Source organism: Croceicoccus gelatinilyticus, assembly GCF_018398395.1.
In the GTDB taxonomy this organism is placed as follows: Bacteria; Pseudomonadota; Alphaproteobacteria; order Sphingomonadales; family Sphingomonadaceae; genus Croceicoccus; species Croceicoccus gelatinilyticus.
Genome location: NZ_JAHCBF010000001.1, coordinates 56312 through 74702, shown reverse-complemented (window position 1 = coordinate 74702; position 18391 = coordinate 56312). Strand labels below are relative to the sequence as shown.

Below are 18391 nucleotides of genomic sequence, written 5' to 3'. Positions count from 1 at the left end.
CCTTAAACATGACGACTGTCATTTAAAGCAGGTCAGCCCTGCGAAAACTCCGCATCGAGAATGGCGACCTCGGTCGCGATAATCTCGCGTAGACGGGAAAGCGGCCAGTCTTCAGGCGCGAGCACGCATTGCAGTGCAACGCCGCCGACGGTTGAAATCAAGCGCCGCGCCAGCCGTTCGATCTGCGTATTGTGGACTTCCTCGTTCACGCCGTAACGGCGCGCCAGCATGCGGCAATAGAGCGCCAGGCTCTCACCCGCATTGCGCGCGGTTTCGGCGCCGTATGCCTCGTCGCAGTGCGCCCTGCCCCAGAACGCCAGCCAGACGTGCCAAGTCCGGCGGTTGTCCTCGGTCACCGGCAGGACGACCGAGAGACAGTCGACGAGATCCTCGTCCTGTTCGAAAGCCACCTGCAGCCTATCCATCACCCGCCGGTTGGCGATGCGATAGACCTCGTGCAGCAGGTGGCCCTTGTTCTCGAAATAGTTCGACACGATCGCGGTGGACGACCCCGCCGCCCCCGCGACTTGCCGGAAGGTCACGGCCTCGATGCCCATCTCGGCCACGAGATCGTACGCGACGGATGCAACCTGTTCGCGCCGTTTGTCGTGATCGACGATTGCCGGCATTCGAAACCTACTCCTCGATGCGCCTTAGCGCCGCCCTTCCAGATAGTCGTTGATTACCTCGTGGAAGCGCCGGACGCGAGTCTCCTGGTTCGCGAGATAGGCATCGGTGAAGCCCATCGAGCGAAGACCGCGCTGCTGCGTGACGGCAAGCGAAAGGTCCTGCGTTAGGAAGTCGCCCTGCGGAATGTCCGCTTCGTAATCAGCATAGCTGTCGCTCTCGAACTCGGCTTCCTCGTAGGGACGCATCCCGTAGAGCGTCGCCACTTCCTTCGCGCCTTCGACCTTGGGCACCAGATACCAATAGTCAAAGGTCGACCAGTTCGGGTCGTCCTTGTCCGGTTCGGTGCGGAAGACGTGCAGCCCTTCGGGCGTTCCCGTCAGCGTCAGGTTCGGGAACAGCGTGTGATGCATCTGGTCGGTCAGTTCATCGTCGGTGAACTTGTCGAAGTAGTGATAGCCCCGTTCCGGCCCAAGGCGGCGGCGCGCTTCCTGCAGCGCGATGCGGCCTTCCTGCGCGCGACCATCATAGTCGTCGGGGTTGATGTCCCATTCCTTCAGGACTTCGGCCCAGAGCGGCTTCATCTGCTGCGCGTCTTCATAGCGCGAGGACGGCTGCAGCTTCTCGATCATGCGGTTGTGACCCGTGGGGTACATCTCGAAGACCGAGGTCGAGTAGTGATCGTCGATCATCGGTTCGAACTGCGGATGGACGGCCGGGATGTGGTAGGCTTCGTTGAAGTTGTCGGACGCGAACTTCCAGTTCGTGTTGACGCGCAGGCGGCGCCACACGACGCGGGTCCAATCATCCAGATCGCGGTTGCCCAGAAGCGTCGGTGCCGGATCGAGATAGTCGAGCAACGGCACCGGATCGGGGTTGAAGCTGAAGAAGATGAAGCCGCCCCAGGTATCGCACTTCAGCTCATGCAGCTTGAGCTTGCCGCACGGATCGCCCTGCGGGAAATCCTCGGGGTCCTGCACGTGGTCCAGCACACCGTCGAGACGCCACTTCCAGTTGTGGTAGGGGCACACGAAGTGGCTCATCACGCCGCCCTCACTGGTATTCACCAGCAGGTTGCCGCGGTGCTGGCACACGTTGAGAAACGCCTTGATGGAACCGTCTTCCTGACGGACCATCAGGACCGATTCATGCATGAAGTCGTGGACTATGAAGTCGCCGGCCTCTTCCAGCTGAGCCGTGCGTCCGCCGACGTGCCAGATCTTCTTCCACATGTGCTCCCATTCGCGGTCGGCGAATTCCTTGGACCAGTAACGGTCGCCGGTAATCTTGTCGCCGCGCGCTGCCGGCACTTCGGCATCGGGGTGCGTGGGATAACCGGGCTTGCCAGAGGGCTTGTCGAGAACGGTAGCCATGATCGTGTCTCCTTCAGACCTTCATGCGGTTGTCAGCGGTCGCCGTGGATTTCGTCCAGCGAGCCGGGCATCGGCATCATCGGGGTGATGGTGTAGTGGCGGCACTTCCACGCGCCGCTGTCATCCTGCACGCATTCCATGCGATACTTGACCTGCACCTCGACGGTGTTGCCGTCGCTCGATGCCCCCATGCCGATGACGTAGGCCGTCATTGCACCGACTTTACCATCCCAGCTTTCGGGACGGAAATTGCTGATGAAGTGGAAGTGATGGGTCATGTCGGCAAAGACAGGTTCGAAGAAACCGCGAAGCCCGTCGTGACCGTGCATCAACGGCAGACCGATGGCCGAAAGGTCCGCAACGCAATCCTCTGTGAAGACCGACAGGAACCGGCCCATGTCTTCAAGCGCATCGACGTTGTAGCAATACTCGATCATCAGCCGCTCAAGCGCGGTACGGACGTCTTCGGGCATCTGGGTCATCAATATTCCTCTTCCTCGGTCGCCGGGGCGATCGCGTTCGATCAGGCCGGCTGCGGCATCATGTTTTTCAGGGAGAAGTGGCGGCACTTCCACGCGCCATCCACTTCGACACATTCCATGCGGTACCGGACCTGCACGTTGATCGCCGTGCCGTCCTTGGCGCGGCCCATGCCCATCACGTAAGCGGTGATCGCACCGACAGCTCCGTCCCAGCTTTCGGCCCGGAAATTCGCGGGCGTGTGGCATTCATAGGCCATGCTCTCGGTGAGCCCGGTGTAGAAGGCACGGACCGCGTCCTTGCCTTCCATCTTCGGAAACGCGACGTCGGAAAAGTCGATAACGACATCGTCAGTGAACAGGTCGACCACGTTCTCGGGGTCGGCGATCGCGTCGACCCCGTAGGTATATTCGGTCATCAGGTTGCAGAGCGCCTTGAAGACGTCCTCGGGCATGTTCACTGCCATGACCGACTTACTCCTCGCCCGCGTTCGGCGCCTGTTCGGTCGGGTGGCCGAGCACGACGTCGTTCAGCAGTTCGTGGAAACGCTGGATGCGCTTTTCCTGATAGGTGAGCATGCAGCCCTTGAAACCGCGCGAGTTCAGGCCCTGCTGCTGCGTCGTGCCGATCGAAAGGTCCTGATCGGCCACGAAGCCGAGCGAGACGCCGTCACCATAGACCGAGTGGCGCTGGATCGCGTCATGTTTTAGCGGCGCGTTGCCGACCGGCGTGACGACTTCCTTCATGCCCTTCACCGGCGGATAGAGGCACCAGTGCTGGAACACGCACTTGGCCGGATCCGTCGGGTGCGGTTCGGTGCGCAGGATCTGGCACTGTTCCGGGCTCATCGTGATAGTGAGGTTGGGGAACAGCGTGCAGTGGAAATAGTCGACCAGCTGCTGATCGGTCATTTCCGAATAGTCGTAGCCACGCTCTGCGCCATGCTTGCGCTTGGCCTCGATAACTGCCTGGCGCACGTCCTCGGTGCGGCCGCGATATTCCTTGGGATCGATGCCCCATGCCTCGGCCGCTTCGTAAAGGCCCGGGGGCACGTCGCCGCTGACGTAGTCCTTGCGGCTGGTGGCCTGGTGGCCGATCATCCACATCGAGTTGTGGCCGTTCTCGTACATCTCGAACAGCGTGGTCGGCAGGCCGTCGTTGATGAAGGTCGCCAGTTCGGGGTGGATCGTCGGGAGGTGGTAGCTCTCGTTGAAGTTGTCGCGGATGATCTTCCAGTTGAACTCGCAGTCCGCCGACAGGTTCAGGACGCGCACCCAGTTTTCAAGGTTGTAGCCCTTGAGCCGCTCGGGGAACGGGGCGAGCCATTCTTCAAGCGGAGCGACATCGTCGTTCATCGCCCAGAACACGAACGGGCCCCAGGTTTCGCACTGGATCTCGGTCAGGTGGACTTTGCCGCACGGGTTGCCGCCGGGGAAATCGTCGGGGTCCTGCACGTCGACAAGCGTGCCCGAGGCATCGAACTGCCAGCCGTGATAGCCACAAGTGATGCGCGGGGTGGAAGCGACATCACCGAGAACAAGGCGGTTACCGCGGTGCGGGCAGACGTTATAGAACGCCTTCACCGACCCGTCGGCCTGCTTGACCATGATGATGGATTCGCGGCCGAAGTTGTGGCGAATGACATCGCCCTCTTCCTCGAGGTCGGCAAGCATGCCGCCAAGATGCCATACGCTGGGCCAGAGGTTCTCGTACTCGCCCTCCATCCACTCACGCGAGGTGTAGCGGTCGGCGGTGATCATGTCGCCGCGGACGGGCTGGTCGAATTCGGCCGAATAACGGGCTGCGCCGGACTGAACGTTCATGGGGAATTGCCTCTCTTGCGTGTTTCTTAGGCCGACCAGTTTCGCGTCTGGCTGAAATCGGCGCCGTGCCTGTGTCCGCGTCCCGCCTGGGGATTGTCGGTAAAGAAGGCGCGGCTGCCGGGATGGTCGGTAACCCAGTCGGTTATGAGTGCGCGCTTTGCGATGCGCCACTCGCCATTCCTGCAGGTATATTCGTCGATATAGCGACCGGAAATGAACAGGTCGCGCGCCTGCCCCGCTTCGTCGCTGACATCGTGGAATGCCTGAAAATAGCACTCGCCCTGCGCGCTGTCAGCGCCGGTCATCTCGATGCGGACCTGTCCCAGCATGTGATGCGTGCCGTTCATGTCGCCGAGAAAGCCGAAAGCGAAGTCGGCAAAGGCGTCCGGACCGCCCTTCATCAACCCGCAATCGATATGCGCATTGGCGTGAAAAGCGCTGAGCAGCAGGTCGCGGTCGAACCGGTCCAGCCCGCGCATATAGCGATGCGTCGCATCGGCAATGTCGCGCCGGGCTGCAAGGTCGCGGATTTCCGCTTCGAGATCGAATGCGATCGTGGCCATCACACGTCCCATTCCAGGCAGAGCTTCTTCACGCTGGCGACGATGCCGCCGACGTTTTCGAGATCGCTGTCGGGTGCGACGCGAAAATCGGGAATGCGCTTCAGAAATTCCTCGATAGTGATCGCGACTTCGGCGCGGGCCAGTTCCTGTCCCGGGCACATGTGCGGACCGCTGCCGAAGGTCGAATGCGGCGCGCGGCGGCGTTGCAGATCGATCTTCATCGGGCATTCGTTCGCAGCAGGATCGATGCCGTGCACCACGGTCGGGATCGCGACCATGTCGCCTGCCTTCATCTCGACACCGCGGAACGTGATGTCGTCCCGCACCTCGCGCGCGATGGCGACAAGGCCGAAACGGCGGAACAGTTCGTTCACCGCCGCGATCGTGCCGCCCGGATGGGTCAGCATATCACGGCGAAGCTGCCCGTCCCCGGCCAGCGCCAGCATTGCATAGCCAAGGAAGTTCACGACCGTGTCGACGCCCGCGATCAACAGCTGGGTGACGAGCGACAGGGCCTCGTCATGGGTCAGCTGGCGGCCATCCATGTCGGAATGCAGCATGTTGCTGATCATGTCCCCGCCCGGATTGGCAAAGCGTTCGCGCACCAGCGGATCGACGTATTCGTAGAACGCGGCCTTCGCCTCCTCGAACGTCATGTCCTGATCGGGCCGCGTCATGCACAGCGCCCAGTGGCGGATCTTCTCCGCATCGGACTGCGGCACGCCGACGAGCGCTAGGAAAATGCGGATCGGGAAGATCTTCGCGTATTCCTCGGTGAAATTGCAGTGCCCCTTTGACGCGAAAGCGTCGATTAGATCGCCAGCGACTTCGCGGATGGAATCCTTCAGGCCGCGCACGGCAGCAGGCTTCAGGTTGTCGTTGAGCAGCTTGCGATAGGGGCGGTGAACCGGCGGATCGATGGTCGTGGGCAAAAGCCCGTGCTGCTCGCCGACCGATTTCGGCAGCACGATTACGCGGCTGCTGAAGCGTTCCCAGTCGGACTGGACTTCGGCCAGCGCCTCACCGCCCAGCGTGATCCAGTGCCCTTCGTTGCGCGGGGTCCACACGATTTCCGGCAGGCTCGCCTGAAGGCGCGACCACGCGGTGTGATAATCTTCCGCCTGCCCCTCGATCGCATAGATGTCGATATCGGCCACGCGGGCCGGATCGACGTGCGCGGGGGCGTCCGTGCTGGCTACTGTTGCCATCATCCTTCTCCTGATCTTTTCGCGCACCGGACTCGAAAGGCGGTCGATGCTTTTGCGCAGTCGATCATGTCAGCCTCCTTTCGTCCCGTAAATTGCGCCGGACGGAGACGATGCCGCGGGAATGCGGCACCGCCTCCCGCCGGATCAGAAGTTGTACTGCAGCGACGCACCGTACTGGCGCGGCGGAGCGTAGCCCACGATGCCCATGTAACCGGGCGAGTCGTAGACGGTGGAGATGTAGCGCTTGTCGAGCAGGTTCTTGCCCCACAGACCGGCAGACCATTCGCCGCCCGGAGCGTGGTAGGTAAGCAGCGCATCGACAAGATAGGTCGGCTGCACCGTCGAACGCGGCGTGTTCACGATCGCGGTGTAGTACTTCTTCGACGTGTACATCCACGAAACGTCGGCCACGATGCGCGAACCGCTGTTCATCTCGTAGTCGTAGTTAACGCCAAGCATCGTCTGCCACTCAGGCGCATTCTGCAGGCGGAAACCCGTCAGGTCGAAGACATTGGTCGACACCGGATCGAGGTAGTCGAAGTCCTTGTACTTCGCATCGAGGTACGAAACCGCACCGCGCAGGGTAAGCCCCCAGACCGGAACGGCCTGCGCCTCGAGTTCGAAGCCCTTGATCTCGGACTTTGCGGCATTGAGGATGCGGTTGCCCTGCACGTTGGTATCCGGATCGAAGTAGATCTGGGCCAGCTGCATGTCGCGGTAGTTGGTATAGAACGCGGCGAAGTTCGTACGGATCGTGCGGTCGAAGAAGTCCGCCTTCAGGCCGACTTCGAACGTGTCCACCTCTTCCGGGTTGTAGGGCGTGTCACCGTCGGCAGCGACGCCGATACGACCCGTGAAACCGCCCGACTTGAAGCCGCGCGACCAGCTGGCATAGGCCAGAGCATCGTCGCCGAGTTCATAATCGAGGCCGAGCTTCCAGCCCACGTTATCCCAGCTTTCCTTGCCGCCAACATCAAGGCTGCCCGGGAAGAGCACGTCGAACTTATCCCAGTCCGGCGAAGTCAGCGCCTCGCTGCCAAGACCGGTGTCGAGCGTGGAACGCGCGTCGATCTTGTCATGCGTAAAGCGGATGCCGGCCTGAAGCTTCAGGCGATCGGTGACCTGCGCATAAGTCTGCAAAAAAGCCGAGTAACTTTCGGTCGTCTGATCCTGTTCGTTGTACTGGATCAGGCCCGGCAGCGCGAAGTCCAGGTGGTACATCTGGTAGTGGTTGTAGTTCGTCTTCATGAAGAAGACGCCCGCCACGCCAGAGATGATGCCGCTTTCAAAGGCGGTGCGAAACTCTTCGCTGAGCTGCCAGCCCTTGGTCCGGCGGCGAGTGGCGTTGTTCGTCTTCGCCGTGCCGTCCTGGTCGGTATATTCGAACTGGGTGAATTCCTTGTAGCCGGTGATCGAGGTGATATCGCCGATGGCGGTATTGGCCAGTTCGATCGTGGCGATGCCGAAGTAGGTGTCGATGTTCGAGGTGTCGGGCACTTCGTTATTGCCCGAGAAGAACTTGTCCGGCGCTTCGCACGGCTGACCTGCAACCGCGCAGGGGCTGGCGTACATCGGCAGTTCCGCGCCGTTCCAGAACGTGCCTTCCGGCACATAGTTCGCCTCGCCCGGCAGGCCACCGTTGACGACGACCGGCGCGCCGTTTCGTGCGCCGACATATTCGCCCTGAAGCGTGATCGACAGGTCGAGCGACGGGGTCAGGTAAAGCTGGCCGCGGATCGCGTCGACGTTCTTCGAACCCATGTCCGAACCGTCATAGACGTTCGTGACCCAGCCATCGCGCTCGGTATGGATGCCGGCGATCTTGAACGAAGCCAGGTCCTCGGCGATCGGCACTTCGAGCGCACCGGAAACGTCGAAGCGGTTCCAGTTGCCGTAGACGCCCTTGATGTAGCCACCGAATTCGCCGGTCGGCTGGTTGGTGACCACGTTGACCACGCCGCCGGTCGTGTTGGCGCCAAACAGCGTGCCCTGCGGACCGCGCAGGATTTCGACGCGCTGGACGTCGTAAGTGTCGAGCAGTGCGCCCATCGAGAAGAACTGCGGCACACCGTCGACCACGATCGACACCGTGTTACCGGCGTAGGGGTCAGGCTCGATCACGCCGATGCCGCGGATCGTGAAGACCGCGTTGTTCGGCGTATTGGCGAAGTTGTCGATCTGGACGTTGGGGACGCTGCCCTGCAGTGCCTGAAGCGTCGTCACCTGCATGTCGGACAGGCGTTCGCCCCCGACAGCGGTGATCGAGATCGGCACGTCCTGAATGGATTCGGCGGTCTTCTGTGCGGTTACGACGATCTCGTTGAGGCCCGACGAAGGCTGCTCGGCCGTATCGTCCTGCGCGAAAGCGGGGGCTGCCGACATGGCGAGCGCACCGACTGCACCACTTACAAGATACCTGTGAATTTTCGTCATTTCCTCTCCCTCCCTCATGCCCGCCGGTTACTGTTCGCGGGCGGGCACTTGTGACCCGAGGCACCGTTTACCGGCAACCTTGTCGGTTTTTGTGTCGGAAGTGATCAGAATGTACTACTGAAGGAAGTGATAGGGTGCCGACAGGACGCCCGGGAGAGTAGCTGGACCGATGGTAGTTGCACGTAGAGACATGGCGCTTCGCAGGATCCGCCCGAACGGTGGGCCGGAGGATTTTGACCGCTGGCAGCAGCGCAAAAGCTCGCTGACGCGCGAATCGATTCTGGACGCCGCCGTCGATAGCTTGGTCGAGAGCGGATACGCCGGGCTTTCGACCAACGATGTCGCCCGCCGCGCAGGGGTTTCGCGCGGGGCCATGCACCACCATTTCCCCAACCGGATCGCGCTGGTCCGCGGGATGATCGAGCATGTCTTCTACAGCCGCATGCGTTATTTCCTCGATGACTTCGTTGCGCGCCTGAAAGTCATCGATAACGGCGACGCAGCGCTGCAACCCCATGTAATCGCCGTGGAACTACACTGGCACTCGGTTCAGAGCCGCGAGTTCGAAGCCTACCTTCGGCTGGCCGTCGCAGCCCGCAACGATGCGGAACTGGCCGAGGCCTTCGACCCTGCCGCCAAGCTTTATGACGAAGTGTGGCTGGAAGAGATGGACCACGCTTTCCCGCAATGGCGCAACGCACCTGAACTGATGCGGCTGGCCAGTGACTTCACGCAGGCGGTGCAACTGGGCTTGCTGATCAATGGATCGACCATTGGCGAGGACCGCGTCCGCATGATTCAGGACGAGCTGATCGGCGTGGTCATGCGACTGGCCGAGGCAGCGAAACGATAAAACAGGACGATCGACCTGTTTTCTATCGCATGTGATAGTTGAGAGGTGCCCGGCACGAGCGCACCCTCATGGCAAGATAAGCTTCACTTGGGAGAGGCCTGATGAATACGCAGACTGTCGTTCCGCCCCCTATGGACGGGCGCGACCCGTCGAACCTGCGCGGGGACAAGATTACCGGCGACCGTTATTTCAGCGCGGAATTTGCGCAGAAGGAATGGGACCACATGTGGACCAAGATCTGGCACATCGCCGGACGGACCGCAGACATTCCCGAAGCGGGCGACTTCCTCGTTCACAATTTCATGAAGGAATCGGTGATCGCCGTCCGCCAAGAGGACGGATCGGTCCGTGCATTCTACAATTCCTGCGCCCACCGCGGGATGCGGATGGTCGACGATTCCAGTTCTGTCGCGGCGTTCCACTGCCCGTACCATGGCTGGCGCTACGGCCTTGATGGCAAGCTGATCCACGCACAGGACGCCGATGTCGATTTCAGTCAGGGCAACCCCTGCGACAAGGTCGGCCTGAACGAAGTCCGCTGCGATACTTGGGGCGGGTTCGTCTGGTATTCGATGGACCCCGACGGTGTCTCGCTCGCCGATTTCCTTGAACCGATGCCCGCGCTCTATCGCAATTACCCGATGGACACCGCCGTACGCGTCGCGTGGTACCGGATCGAGATCAATGCCAACTGGAAGTTCGTCACCGACAACTTCTCGGAAAGCTACCACACCCGCACCGCCCACCCGCAGGTTCCGCCATGGATCGACCAGGACGTCGATTCCGCGCGTCACGAGATGTGGCCCAAGGGCCATGGCCGTACGGTTCAGCCGATGCGCCCCTCGCTATCCGATCGCCCGGAAGGCGGCGGCAACGCGATGTTCGAGGCCGAGCTTGCCAAGTGGGACATCGATCCCGCCAAGTACGAAAGCTACGAAGACTTCGCCATGCAGGGCTGGAAGGACCTGAAGGCGGCCAAGCAGAAGCTGTGGCGCGAAAAGGGCTACGTCCATTATGAGAAAATGGACGACGAGGAGATCACCGACAGCCCGCATACCGTCATGTTCCCGAACGTGACGATCAGCTTCCTGCCGGACAACTTGGTCTTCTTCCGCTCCGAACCGCACGCGACGGATCCGGAAAAGTGCTATTTCGACCTGTGGTGCATGGCCTTCCCCGTCGAAGGGCAGACCGAGGTCGAATCGATCATGGCCGGGCGCAAGCCGCTGAAGGAAGTGGCCGAATGCGAACACCGCGTGTTCGACGGCGGCCGCGGCATTCCCGAACTTGCCGGACAGATCGTCTACCAGGACATGGAACTGGCCGAGAACATGCAGGCCGGCATGCATTCACGTGGTTACAAGGATGCCTATCTCTCTGATCAGGAGACACGCATCCGCTTCTTCCACGAAGTACTGAACGATTGGATCGAAGGGAGAAGGCCCTGAAATGGCTAATGTAATCATCACCGGTGCCGGTCGCGGCATCGGCCTCGAACTGGCACGCACGCACGCCGAACGCGGCGACCGTGTCTTTGCTCTCGTCCGCGATACGGCAAAATCCGAAGACCTCACGGCGCTTGCCGACGGGTCGAACGGCGCAGTCAGCGTTCACAAGCTGGACGCAGCCGATCTTGCCGGCATCCCGGCAGCCGCACAGGCAGTTCCCTGCGACAGCGTCGACGTGCTCTACAACGTCGCGGGCGTCACCGGTCCCATCAGCGGCGAGCTTGAAGGCGATACCGACTGGGACGCATGGGACCTTGCCATAGACGTGATGCTCAAGGCCCCGTTTGAAATCACCAAGGCGTTCCTGCCGAAGATGGGCGAAGGTTCGAAAGTCATCAACTTCTCGAGCCAGCTTGCCGCGTCGACATGGCCTTATGGCGGCTTCTACGTCTACGTCGCGACCAAGGCGGGGCTCGTCGCCCTCACCCGTTCGATGGCGATCGACCTGAAGGATCGCGGCATCTCGCTCATCTCGCTGCACCCCGGCTGGGTGAAGACCGACATGGGCGGCCCCGATGCCGACATCACCACCGAAGAAAGCGTTGCGGGGATCACCGCACTCACAGACCGGCTGACGGTCGAGGACAGCGGCGGCTTCTTCAAATGGAATGGCGAACCGCACCCGCTCTGAGGAGGACCTGAAAATGGCATTTACCGGACCGCTTGAGGATCGCATCGCGATCCGCGAGACGATGGAGACATACGCCTACGGCGTCATGACCAAGGACGCAGAGATATGGGCCGCGACCTGGGCTGACGACGCCTACTGGGCATTGCCGGAATACCCCGACCTTGGCGGTTTCGAAGGCAAGAAGGCGATCGTGGAAGCATGGGTCGGATCGATGGAGGTCTATGGCCTCGACGACATGACCCGCCCGATGGTCTATCTCGCCAACCCGGGCCGGATCGAGATCGACGGGGACAAGGCGATCGCCACGACCTTCACGATCGAAATCTACCAGCACCCCGAAACGGGTGAGACCGTCCACACCAACGGTCACTACGAAGACGAATTGGCGAAGATCGACGGCAAGTGGGTCTTCACCCGCCGCGAATATCGTATCTTCCACGAACGCCGGGACTGATCCGGCACAAAGGTCTCAGCGGGCGGAAGGCCTAACGGTTGTCCGCCCGCCGTGACCGACCGGTCTCAACCAACGGGTGGCATCTCGCTCACCCGTTCGTCGAGGCGATAGACCTTCATCGAGTCGCGATCGAAGAGCTTGTCCTCGTCGATCCGGATCATCCCTGCTGTTTCCGCGTCATTGGCGATAGAGGCGAAGAACGCCTGCATCGTCGCCTCGTCCGGAAACTCGATCTCCATCACCACGTCGGGATCGTTCGGCCCCGCTTCGTGCGCGAAAGGCGTCGTGAAACGGCGGCGATAGGCCGAGGCATATCCGGCCAGGACCTTCTCGCCGATCTTGGCGTGAAACGTTTCGTAATAGTCCACGAACTCGTCGTGGCTCATGCCTTCGCGGCGTCGGAAGATCGAAAGAAGCGTTACCGTCATATCCTGGCTCCCAGCCATTTGCGCGTCGCCTTGGCGACGGCCTTTGCCCTCCCGATCGGATCGTCGGGATAGGCATCGCGCAGCGTCTTTGAGCGCAATTCTATCGAAAGCGGAATGTCCGCGGGCAGAGCGCGCCAGATCGCGTCGAGATCGATCGCGCCCTCGCCCTCGTGTTCGCGAAGGTCCACCGCGTCCTCGATGATCGCATCAAAGTTTGCAGGATCGGGACGCTCGGCCCGCGCATCACAGAACTGCGCATAGGAAATGAACCGCCGGTCGAGCGCGGCGATGTCCGCCGGATCGCTGCCCGACCGGTCGACGTGGATCGGATCGACAAGGATCGCGGCAGCAGGATGGCCAACCTGCTCGACAATCCGCTTTGCCGAAAGGACATCGGGCACTTTCGTGAAGATGCCGAATTCGAGGTTCACGCGAAGCGGGCTTCCCTCGACATGACGGCACAGGCGCGCCAGCCACTCGACCGTTTCACCCGGGTCATCGACGGAGCTAACGCACAGCGCATTGGCCGCGCCCAGTTCCATCCCGATGTCGAGGATGCGCAAGTGGTCATCGACCGAGCAGCCCGGTTGCAACCAGACCACCTCGACGTCGACCACCGGCATCCCCGTTTCCGCCAACGCCCGCTTCGTGTCGCGATGGCGGGCAGTGTCCCACTCCGCCGGATCGACCCAGAGCCCCGCCATGTCGAAACCGGCCGTAGAGGCCGCCTCGATCAGGTCGACCGGGCCGTATTCCGGCAGGACGCCCGATGCGAGCGCAATCGGGTTCACGTCACATCTGCGGTTCGGGTGCCGAGGGATCCTCTGCCAGGTACCAGTTCAGCCATTCGTGGAAGTACTGGTTGCCGCGCTCGTTCTTGCCGAAGATCAGTTCCTCGTGCGCGCCGGATTCCAGGCCCTTCTGGATTTCCATGCCGATGACGTAGTCTTCCTCGTAAGTCACGTCGCGGAAGAAGGTGGCCATGCCCTGCAGCTTTTCCTCTTCCTCGGGCGTCTTTGGCGCTTCGCGGCAGAGATAATTCAGCACGGTACGGTTCTTGTCGGGCGTCGGCCCGGGGAAGAGCTGTGCGACCTGCGTGATTTCCGACGCGACGAAGATAGACACGTTCGGGAAAAGGATGCGCACGAAGTCGTATCCGTAGTTTTCGCGCGTCCCCCACTCCTCGCGCGAGACATCTTTCAAGAGGTCCTTGATCTCGTGCTGCGGGAAACCGATGCGCATCGAAGGACCGAAGCCCTCATAGTGCATCGTGTTCGACGGCGTGCGCGGAAAGATCGTTTCGGGGTGCAGCGACTGGAAGTGATAGCCTTCGAGATAACCGTCAAACGCGATCTTCCAGTTGGCACCGTGGATCGTGCGATTGCCGACGTAGTGCCAGTCCTTGAAGTTCATGTCCTCGAAATCGCCGAGGTAGCCGCGGAAATACTCGTCGAGGTCGAACGAACCTTCCGGGTCGAGGCTGACGAAGATCATGCCCGCACGCTCTTCACAAGGAAGCTGGCGCAGGCCACGTTCGGACTTGTCGACGTCGCCGAAAGTCTGGCGATCGGAAATACCGATCAGCTTGCCATCACGGCCGAAAGTCCATGCATGGTATTTGCAGGTAAAGCGCGGGCAATTGCCATAGCCTTCATCGGCCACCGGCGCGCCGCGGTGCGAACACACGTTCAGGAAAGCGCGAACCGTACCGTCCTTGTCGCGCGTGATCAGCACCGGCATGCCGACCGCTTCCATCGCCTTGTAGTCGCCGGGGTTCGGCATCTCGGCAGTGAAGGCCAGCATGAGGGGCAGCTTCTTGAAGACGAGGTCGATCTCTTTCTGGTAGATTTCCTCGTCGCAATAGGACGCCGACGGCACCTTCAGCGTACCCTCGCCCTGAAATGTGGTCTTGTTTTCGACATAGCCGAGCATGACTTCGGCGACGTCGCCAAGCTGCCCGATGCGCGCTGCGCGGTCCATCGTGGTTCTCTCCCAAGAAACGTGTCGTCGCGCATTGGCGCGAACTGATCTCCAACCCCTGCACGCTGCATCCTTGCGCTAACCTGCACAACCTGCCCAAGATGACAGGTGATCTGCACGCGGGCACGTGCGGGCGCGCTCGCGCCTACTCTTTTCGCCAATGGAAGCGGCGCGACGTTCCCGCGACAAGACGGGACGGGAACAGGAGCTTGAAGATGGCCAAACTCGACATGCCGTGGAAATGGCTGGACCTTCCGCCGCAGCATCTTGCGCGGTTTGCGGACCAGTGGAGCGGAAAGACGATCGCGGATCTTGCACGCGAACGCGCCGCCACAGACCCCGATTTCGTGGCCATAGTAGATGGCGTCCGTTCACTGACTTTCTCGCAGTGGCTCGCCGATGCGCAGGCACTGGCAAATGCGCTGGCCGCCCGCGGGCTGGAGCCGGGCGATGTGGTCGCCTTCCAGACGCCCAACTGGCACGAAGCCGCAGTGCTCAACCTTGCCTGCGCGATCGCAGGGCTGGTCGTGAACCCGATCGTCCCGATCTACCGCGATGCCGAGGTTGAACTGATGCTGCGCGACTGCCGCGCCCGCGCCATCTTCACCTGCACCACGTTCCGCCGCTTCGACTTCTCCGAAATGGCAGAACGGCTGAGCCCCAAGCTTCCCGATCTCGAACATGTCTTTACCGTGCGCGGCGACGGCGCGAACGACCTTGCCGCCCTGGTCGAGGAAGGCCGCGCGCTTGACGACATCGCGCCTGAAGTCGACCCCGGCTCGGTCAAGATGGTGCTGTTCACATCCGGTACGACGGGTCGTCCCAAGGGCGTACTGCACAGCCATGAAACGCTCGAGAACATCGTGCGCAAGAGCTATGGCCACTGGGGCATCGGCAAGGGCGAGACGATGATCATGCCCTCGCCCGTCACCCACATCTCGGGCTATGCCAACGGTCTCGAATGCCCTTTCATCGCCGGCGTGCGCGTCGTGCTGATGGAGGCGTGGAACGCGCAGGACGCGCTTGCTCTGATTCAGGAATACGAAGTCAGCGGCACGGTCGCGGCAACGCCGTTCCTTGTCGAACTGGCCGATGCCGCGCGCAATGCCGGCACCCGCCTTCCTTCGATGAAGGTCTTTGCGTGCGGCGGCGCGGCGGTTCCGCCCGACCTGATCCCGGCGGCCAATTCGGCATTCGACAACCTGCAGGCCTTCCGCGTCTTCGGCGCAAGCGAGGTTCCGCTGGTCACCTTCGGCTGGCCGCACGACGAGGCGCTGGCCGCGACGACAGATGGCGAAGTCGTCGACTACGAGGTCAAGATCGTCGACGACGACGGCAATCCCCTGCCCCGCGATGTCGAAGGCGAAATCCTTGCGCGCGGCCCCTCCATGATGCTCGGCTATGCCGACGAGGCGCAGAGCGCGGCGGCCTTCGATGCCGAGGGTTACTTCAAGACCGGCGATCTCGGCACCCTGTCGCCGAACGGCGCGGTCACGATCACGGGCCGCAAAAAGGACCTCATCATTCGCGGCGGCGAGAATATCAGCGCCGTCGAGATCGAGGATGTCCTTCGCACCCACCCGCAAGTCCGCGATGCCAGCGTCGTGGCAATGCCGCACGAACGACTGGGCGAAGGCGTTTGCGCCTACATCATCTCGGTCGGCGAACCGGCCACGATCGAGGTGCTCTGCGCCCATGTGCAGGCGAGCGGGCTTGCCAAGCAGAAGACCCCCGAACGCTTCGAATTCGTCGACGACTATCCGCGCACCGCATCGGGCAAGATCCGCAAGGACCAGTTGCGAGCCGACGTGAAGGCGAAGATCGAGGGAGAGCGCGCGGAGGCCTGACTGTTACTTAGCGTTACAAGATATATCTTGAGATATCTTTCGGCTGAGCTATCTACCGTGTGATGAAACACGGAAAAAACTTCGCGCGTGGTCGTCACGCGCATCGTGGGCCTCGCGGCCCATTTGATGAAACTTTCGGCATGGGCGGCGATTTTCGCGGCGGCTTCGGCCCTCGTGGTCGCGGTCATGGCCCGCGTGGCGGTGGCGGACTTCGCGGTGGCGGTCGGCGCGGCAAGCGCTTCAGCGGCGACGAACTTCGCGTTCTCGTCCTGGCCATGCTCGACGAACATGGCCCCCGCCACGGCTATGACCTGATCCGCCTTTTCGCGGAAACCACCAGTGATGCCTACAAGCCCAGCCCCGGCGTGCTCTACCCGCTGCTGACGATGCTGGCCGACATGGACCTCGTGCGCGAGGCCGATGACGGCGAAACCCGCCGCAGCTTTGCGATCACCGATGCGGGCAAGGCCGTTCTTGAGGAGGAAAAGGACACGCTTGCCGCCGCGCGCGAAAAGCTGTCCGCAATCGCCAGCGTTGCAGGCCGCGTCGATCGGGGCCCTGTAAAGCGGGCGATGATGAACCTGCGCACCGCGACGATGCAGCGCCTGTCCGACGAGAAGTCGGATGATGCGCTGATCCTTGACATCGCGGCCGAACTGGACCGCGCCGCCCAGGCGATCGAACGGCTCGGTCGTTAAGCAGGCCTGCTAGACGCTCAACCCTGCCAGTTCGCGCCGGCTGCATGGCGACCGGCGCGGCGGCCGAAATAGCTGCCGGGCCCAAGACTCATGCCGCTGGCATAGGACTTGCCGGTGCGCGGAATGTGCGCCGCACTGGCCCCCACGACATAGAGGCCCGGGATCGGCTCGCTATGCGGGTTGAGGCATTCGCCGTTCGGACCCGACTTCAACCCGCCAAGCGTGATGAACAGGTAGGTCGAACGGTCAAACGATATGTCGAACGCTGCCCACGGCCCCTGGTCCAGCGGCTTGAGCCACGAAGCATCCTTGTGCAGCAGCGGGTCGCGGCCCTCTGCTGCATTTTCGTTGTAGAACGCCATCGTTTTCACCAGCGAACCCGTCGGCAGGTCGAGACCGGCCTCCATTTCCTCGATCGTTTCATAGCCGTCGATCAGCGTGTGATTGGCGGTCGGGATCTCGGGGTAGGCGAAAATCTCGCTGTCGACGATCAGGTAGGCCTTCTGCTCGGGCTGCTCCATCACGAAGTTCGCGGTGCGGCCGTGATAGCTGTCTTCGGCCACGAACCGTTCGCCGCGCTTGTTGACGACGATGCCCTTGATGAGCTGCCCCGGCGGGTAGATCGACGCGGTCGGAATCACCCCGTCCATCGCGCTTGTCCCAGCGCCTGCCGAAAGACCCAGCAGCACGCCCGCACCATCGTTGCTCGGAATGCCGAGCGGTTCGCTCGTTTCGCCCAGCAGCGGGATGTTCTCGGCGATCATCTCGCGATTGAGATTGAAGCTGCCCGCAGCGATGATCACGCCGCGGCGCGCCTTCGCATAGATCGTGCCATCGGTTTGCTTGATCTGCACGCCGACGATCCGGCCCGATGCATCGGCAACCAGCGCAGTAACGCCGCTGTCGTAGATCGCGGCAATCCCTTCGTCCTCGCACTTCTGCAGCAGCGGGGCCATGCCGGTGTGGCCAGCATTCTCGCCCGTGCCCGCCACCTTGTGGCCGCGCGGGGCAGGCTTGGCGATCTTGTTGTAGGGCCACAGCTTCTCGTTACCGGTGCCCATCAGGCAGGTCGTGTCGTTGAGGAACACCGCCTTGCCCTTGAACTCGGTCCGCTCGAAGGGAAGCCCCTGCTCTTCCAGCCAGTCGAAATGAGCCGGACCGTCGTCGCAGAAGCTGCGCACGGCTACGGGATCAAGTGGATCGCAGCTTGCCATCATGTAGGCAGCCATTTCATCGGGCGTGTCTTCATAGCCCATGGCCTTCTGCACCGCCGTGCCGCCGCCGAGGTAGTAGATGCCCGAGGACATCGCGCTCGCCCCGCCGCCGCCTGAGGCGCGTTCGACGATCAGCACTTCGGCGCCCGCACGGTGCGCTTCGAGCGCTGCGCAGGTTCCGGCTACGCCCTGTCCGATGACGACAACGTCGCATTCGCGGTCCCAGCTGGAGATCGCATCCGCAGACAGCAGTTCCGGCACTTCCTTCATG

General features: G+C 62.0%; 18 protein-coding genes. 6 read left to right on the top strand and 12 right to left on the bottom strand.

Annotation, left to right across the window (positions count from 1 at the left end):
* Positions 1-32 precede the first annotated feature (32 nt).
* The 8 genes from KIH45_RS00415 to KIH45_RS00380 form a co-directional block, all read right to left on the bottom strand.
* The gene (locus KIH45_RS00415; protein WP_213174050.1) at positions 33-629 is read right to left on the bottom strand and encodes a TetR/AcrR family transcriptional regulator; all 597 of its coding nucleotides are present in this window, start codon (positions 627-629) and stop codon (positions 33-35) included.
* 24 nt (positions 630-653) lie between these two features.
* Positions 654-2000: an aromatic ring-hydroxylating oxygenase subunit alpha gene (locus KIH45_RS00410; protein WP_213174049.1), complete on the bottom strand. Its 1347-nt coding sequence runs from the start codon at positions 1998-2000 to the stop codon at positions 654-656.
* 32 nt (positions 2001-2032) lie between these two features.
* Positions 2033-2482: a nuclear transport factor 2 family protein gene (locus KIH45_RS00405; RefSeq protein WP_213174048.1), complete on the bottom strand. Its 450-nt coding sequence runs from the start codon at positions 2480-2482 to the stop codon at positions 2033-2035.
* A gap of 41 nt (positions 2483-2523) precedes the next feature.
* Positions 2524-2946, bottom strand: coding sequence for a nuclear transport factor 2 family protein (locus KIH45_RS00400; protein ID WP_213174047.1), 423 nt, complete (start codon positions 2944-2946; stop codon positions 2524-2526).
* A 7-nt stretch (positions 2947-2953) separates the two neighbouring features.
* Positions 2954-4303, bottom strand: a complete 1350-nt coding sequence (locus tag KIH45_RS00395; protein WP_213174046.1) for an aromatic ring-hydroxylating oxygenase subunit alpha — start codon at positions 4301-4303, stop codon at positions 2954-2956.
* A gap of 26 nt (positions 4304-4329) precedes the next feature.
* A complete protein-coding gene (locus tag KIH45_RS00390) occupies positions 4330-4866 on the bottom strand; it encodes a nuclear transport factor 2 family protein (protein WP_225899565.1) in 537 nt (178 codons plus the stop codon).
* On the bottom strand, positions 4866-6077 hold the full coding sequence (locus KIH45_RS00385) for a cytochrome P450 (RefSeq protein WP_225899564.1): 1212 nt from the start codon (positions 6075-6077) through the stop codon (positions 4866-4868). The genes KIH45_RS00390 and KIH45_RS00385 overlap by 1 nt, the downstream gene beginning before the upstream one ends.
* Before the next feature lie 141 nt (positions 6078-6218).
* On the bottom strand, positions 6219-8507 hold the full coding sequence (locus tag KIH45_RS00380; RefSeq protein ID WP_213174044.1) for a TonB-dependent receptor: 2289 nt from the start codon (positions 8505-8507) through the stop codon (positions 6219-6221).
* A gap of 190 nt (positions 8508-8697) precedes the next feature.
* Between KIH45_RS00380 and KIH45_RS00375 the strand changes: the two genes are divergently transcribed.
* The 4 genes from KIH45_RS00375 (at position 8698) to KIH45_RS00360 (ending at position 11953) form a co-directional block, all read left to right on the top strand.
* Positions 8698-9360 (top strand): TetR/AcrR family transcriptional regulator, encoded by a 663-nt coding sequence (locus KIH45_RS00375; RefSeq protein ID WP_225899563.1) that lies wholly within the window; start codon positions 8698-8700, stop codon positions 9358-9360.
* A 101-nt stretch (positions 9361-9461) separates the two neighbouring features.
* Positions 9462-10808: an aromatic ring-hydroxylating oxygenase subunit alpha gene (locus tag KIH45_RS00370; protein WP_213174042.1), complete on the top strand. Its 1347-nt coding sequence runs from the start codon at positions 9462-9464 to the stop codon at positions 10806-10808.
* A 1-nt stretch (position 10809) separates the two neighbouring features.
* Complete coding sequence (locus KIH45_RS00365; RefSeq protein WP_213174041.1) at positions 10810-11499, top strand: SDR family NAD(P)-dependent oxidoreductase; 690 nt, start codon at positions 10810-10812, stop codon at positions 11497-11499.
* 13 nt (positions 11500-11512) lie between these two features.
* Positions 11513-11953 carry a nuclear transport factor 2 family protein gene (locus KIH45_RS00360; RefSeq protein WP_213174040.1) on the top strand — a complete coding sequence of 147 codons (441 nt, stop codon included), beginning with the start codon at positions 11513-11515 and terminating at the stop codon, positions 11951-11953.
* Positions 11954-12018: 65 nt separating this feature from the next.
* On the opposite strand, the gene KIH45_RS00355 is transcribed toward KIH45_RS00360, so the two are convergent.
* Genes KIH45_RS00355 through KIH45_RS00345 form a run of 3 tightly spaced genes read right to left on the bottom strand, consistent with a single transcriptional unit; the run spans position 12019 to position 14361 of the window.
* Positions 12019-12381, bottom strand: coding sequence for an EthD domain-containing protein (locus KIH45_RS00355; RefSeq protein WP_213174039.1), 363 nt, complete (start codon positions 12379-12381; stop codon positions 12019-12021).
* Complete coding sequence (locus KIH45_RS00350) at positions 12378-13172, bottom strand: sugar phosphate isomerase/epimerase family protein (protein ID WP_213174038.1); 795 nt, start codon at positions 13170-13172, stop codon at positions 12378-12380. Before KIH45_RS00350 ends, KIH45_RS00355 begins: the two co-directional genes overlap by 4 nt.
* A 1-nt stretch (position 13173) precedes the next feature.
* Complete coding sequence (locus tag KIH45_RS00345; RefSeq protein ID WP_213174037.1) at positions 13174-14361, bottom strand: aromatic ring-hydroxylating oxygenase subunit alpha; 1188 nt, start codon at positions 14359-14361, stop codon at positions 13174-13176.
* 215 nt (positions 14362-14576) lie between these two features.
* On the opposite strand from KIH45_RS00345, the gene KIH45_RS00340 reads away from it, so the two are divergent.
* Positions 14577-16208 (top strand): AMP-binding protein, encoded by a 1632-nt coding sequence (locus tag KIH45_RS00340; RefSeq protein WP_225899562.1) that lies wholly within the window; start codon positions 14577-14579, stop codon positions 16206-16208.
* A 62-nt stretch (positions 16209-16270) separates the two neighbouring features.
* The gene (locus tag KIH45_RS00335; RefSeq protein ID WP_213174036.1) at positions 16271-16906 is read left to right on the top strand and encodes a PadR family transcriptional regulator; all 636 of its coding nucleotides are present in this window, start codon (positions 16271-16273) and stop codon (positions 16904-16906) included.
* Positions 16907-16923: 17 nt separating this feature from the next.
* Here KIH45_RS00335 and KIH45_RS00330 read toward each other — a convergent pair whose 3' ends face one another.
* Positions 16924-18390: an FAD-dependent oxidoreductase gene (locus tag KIH45_RS00330; RefSeq protein ID WP_225899561.1), complete on the bottom strand. Its 1467-nt coding sequence runs from the start codon at positions 18388-18390 to the stop codon at positions 16924-16926.
* Position 18391 lies beyond the last annotated feature (1 nt).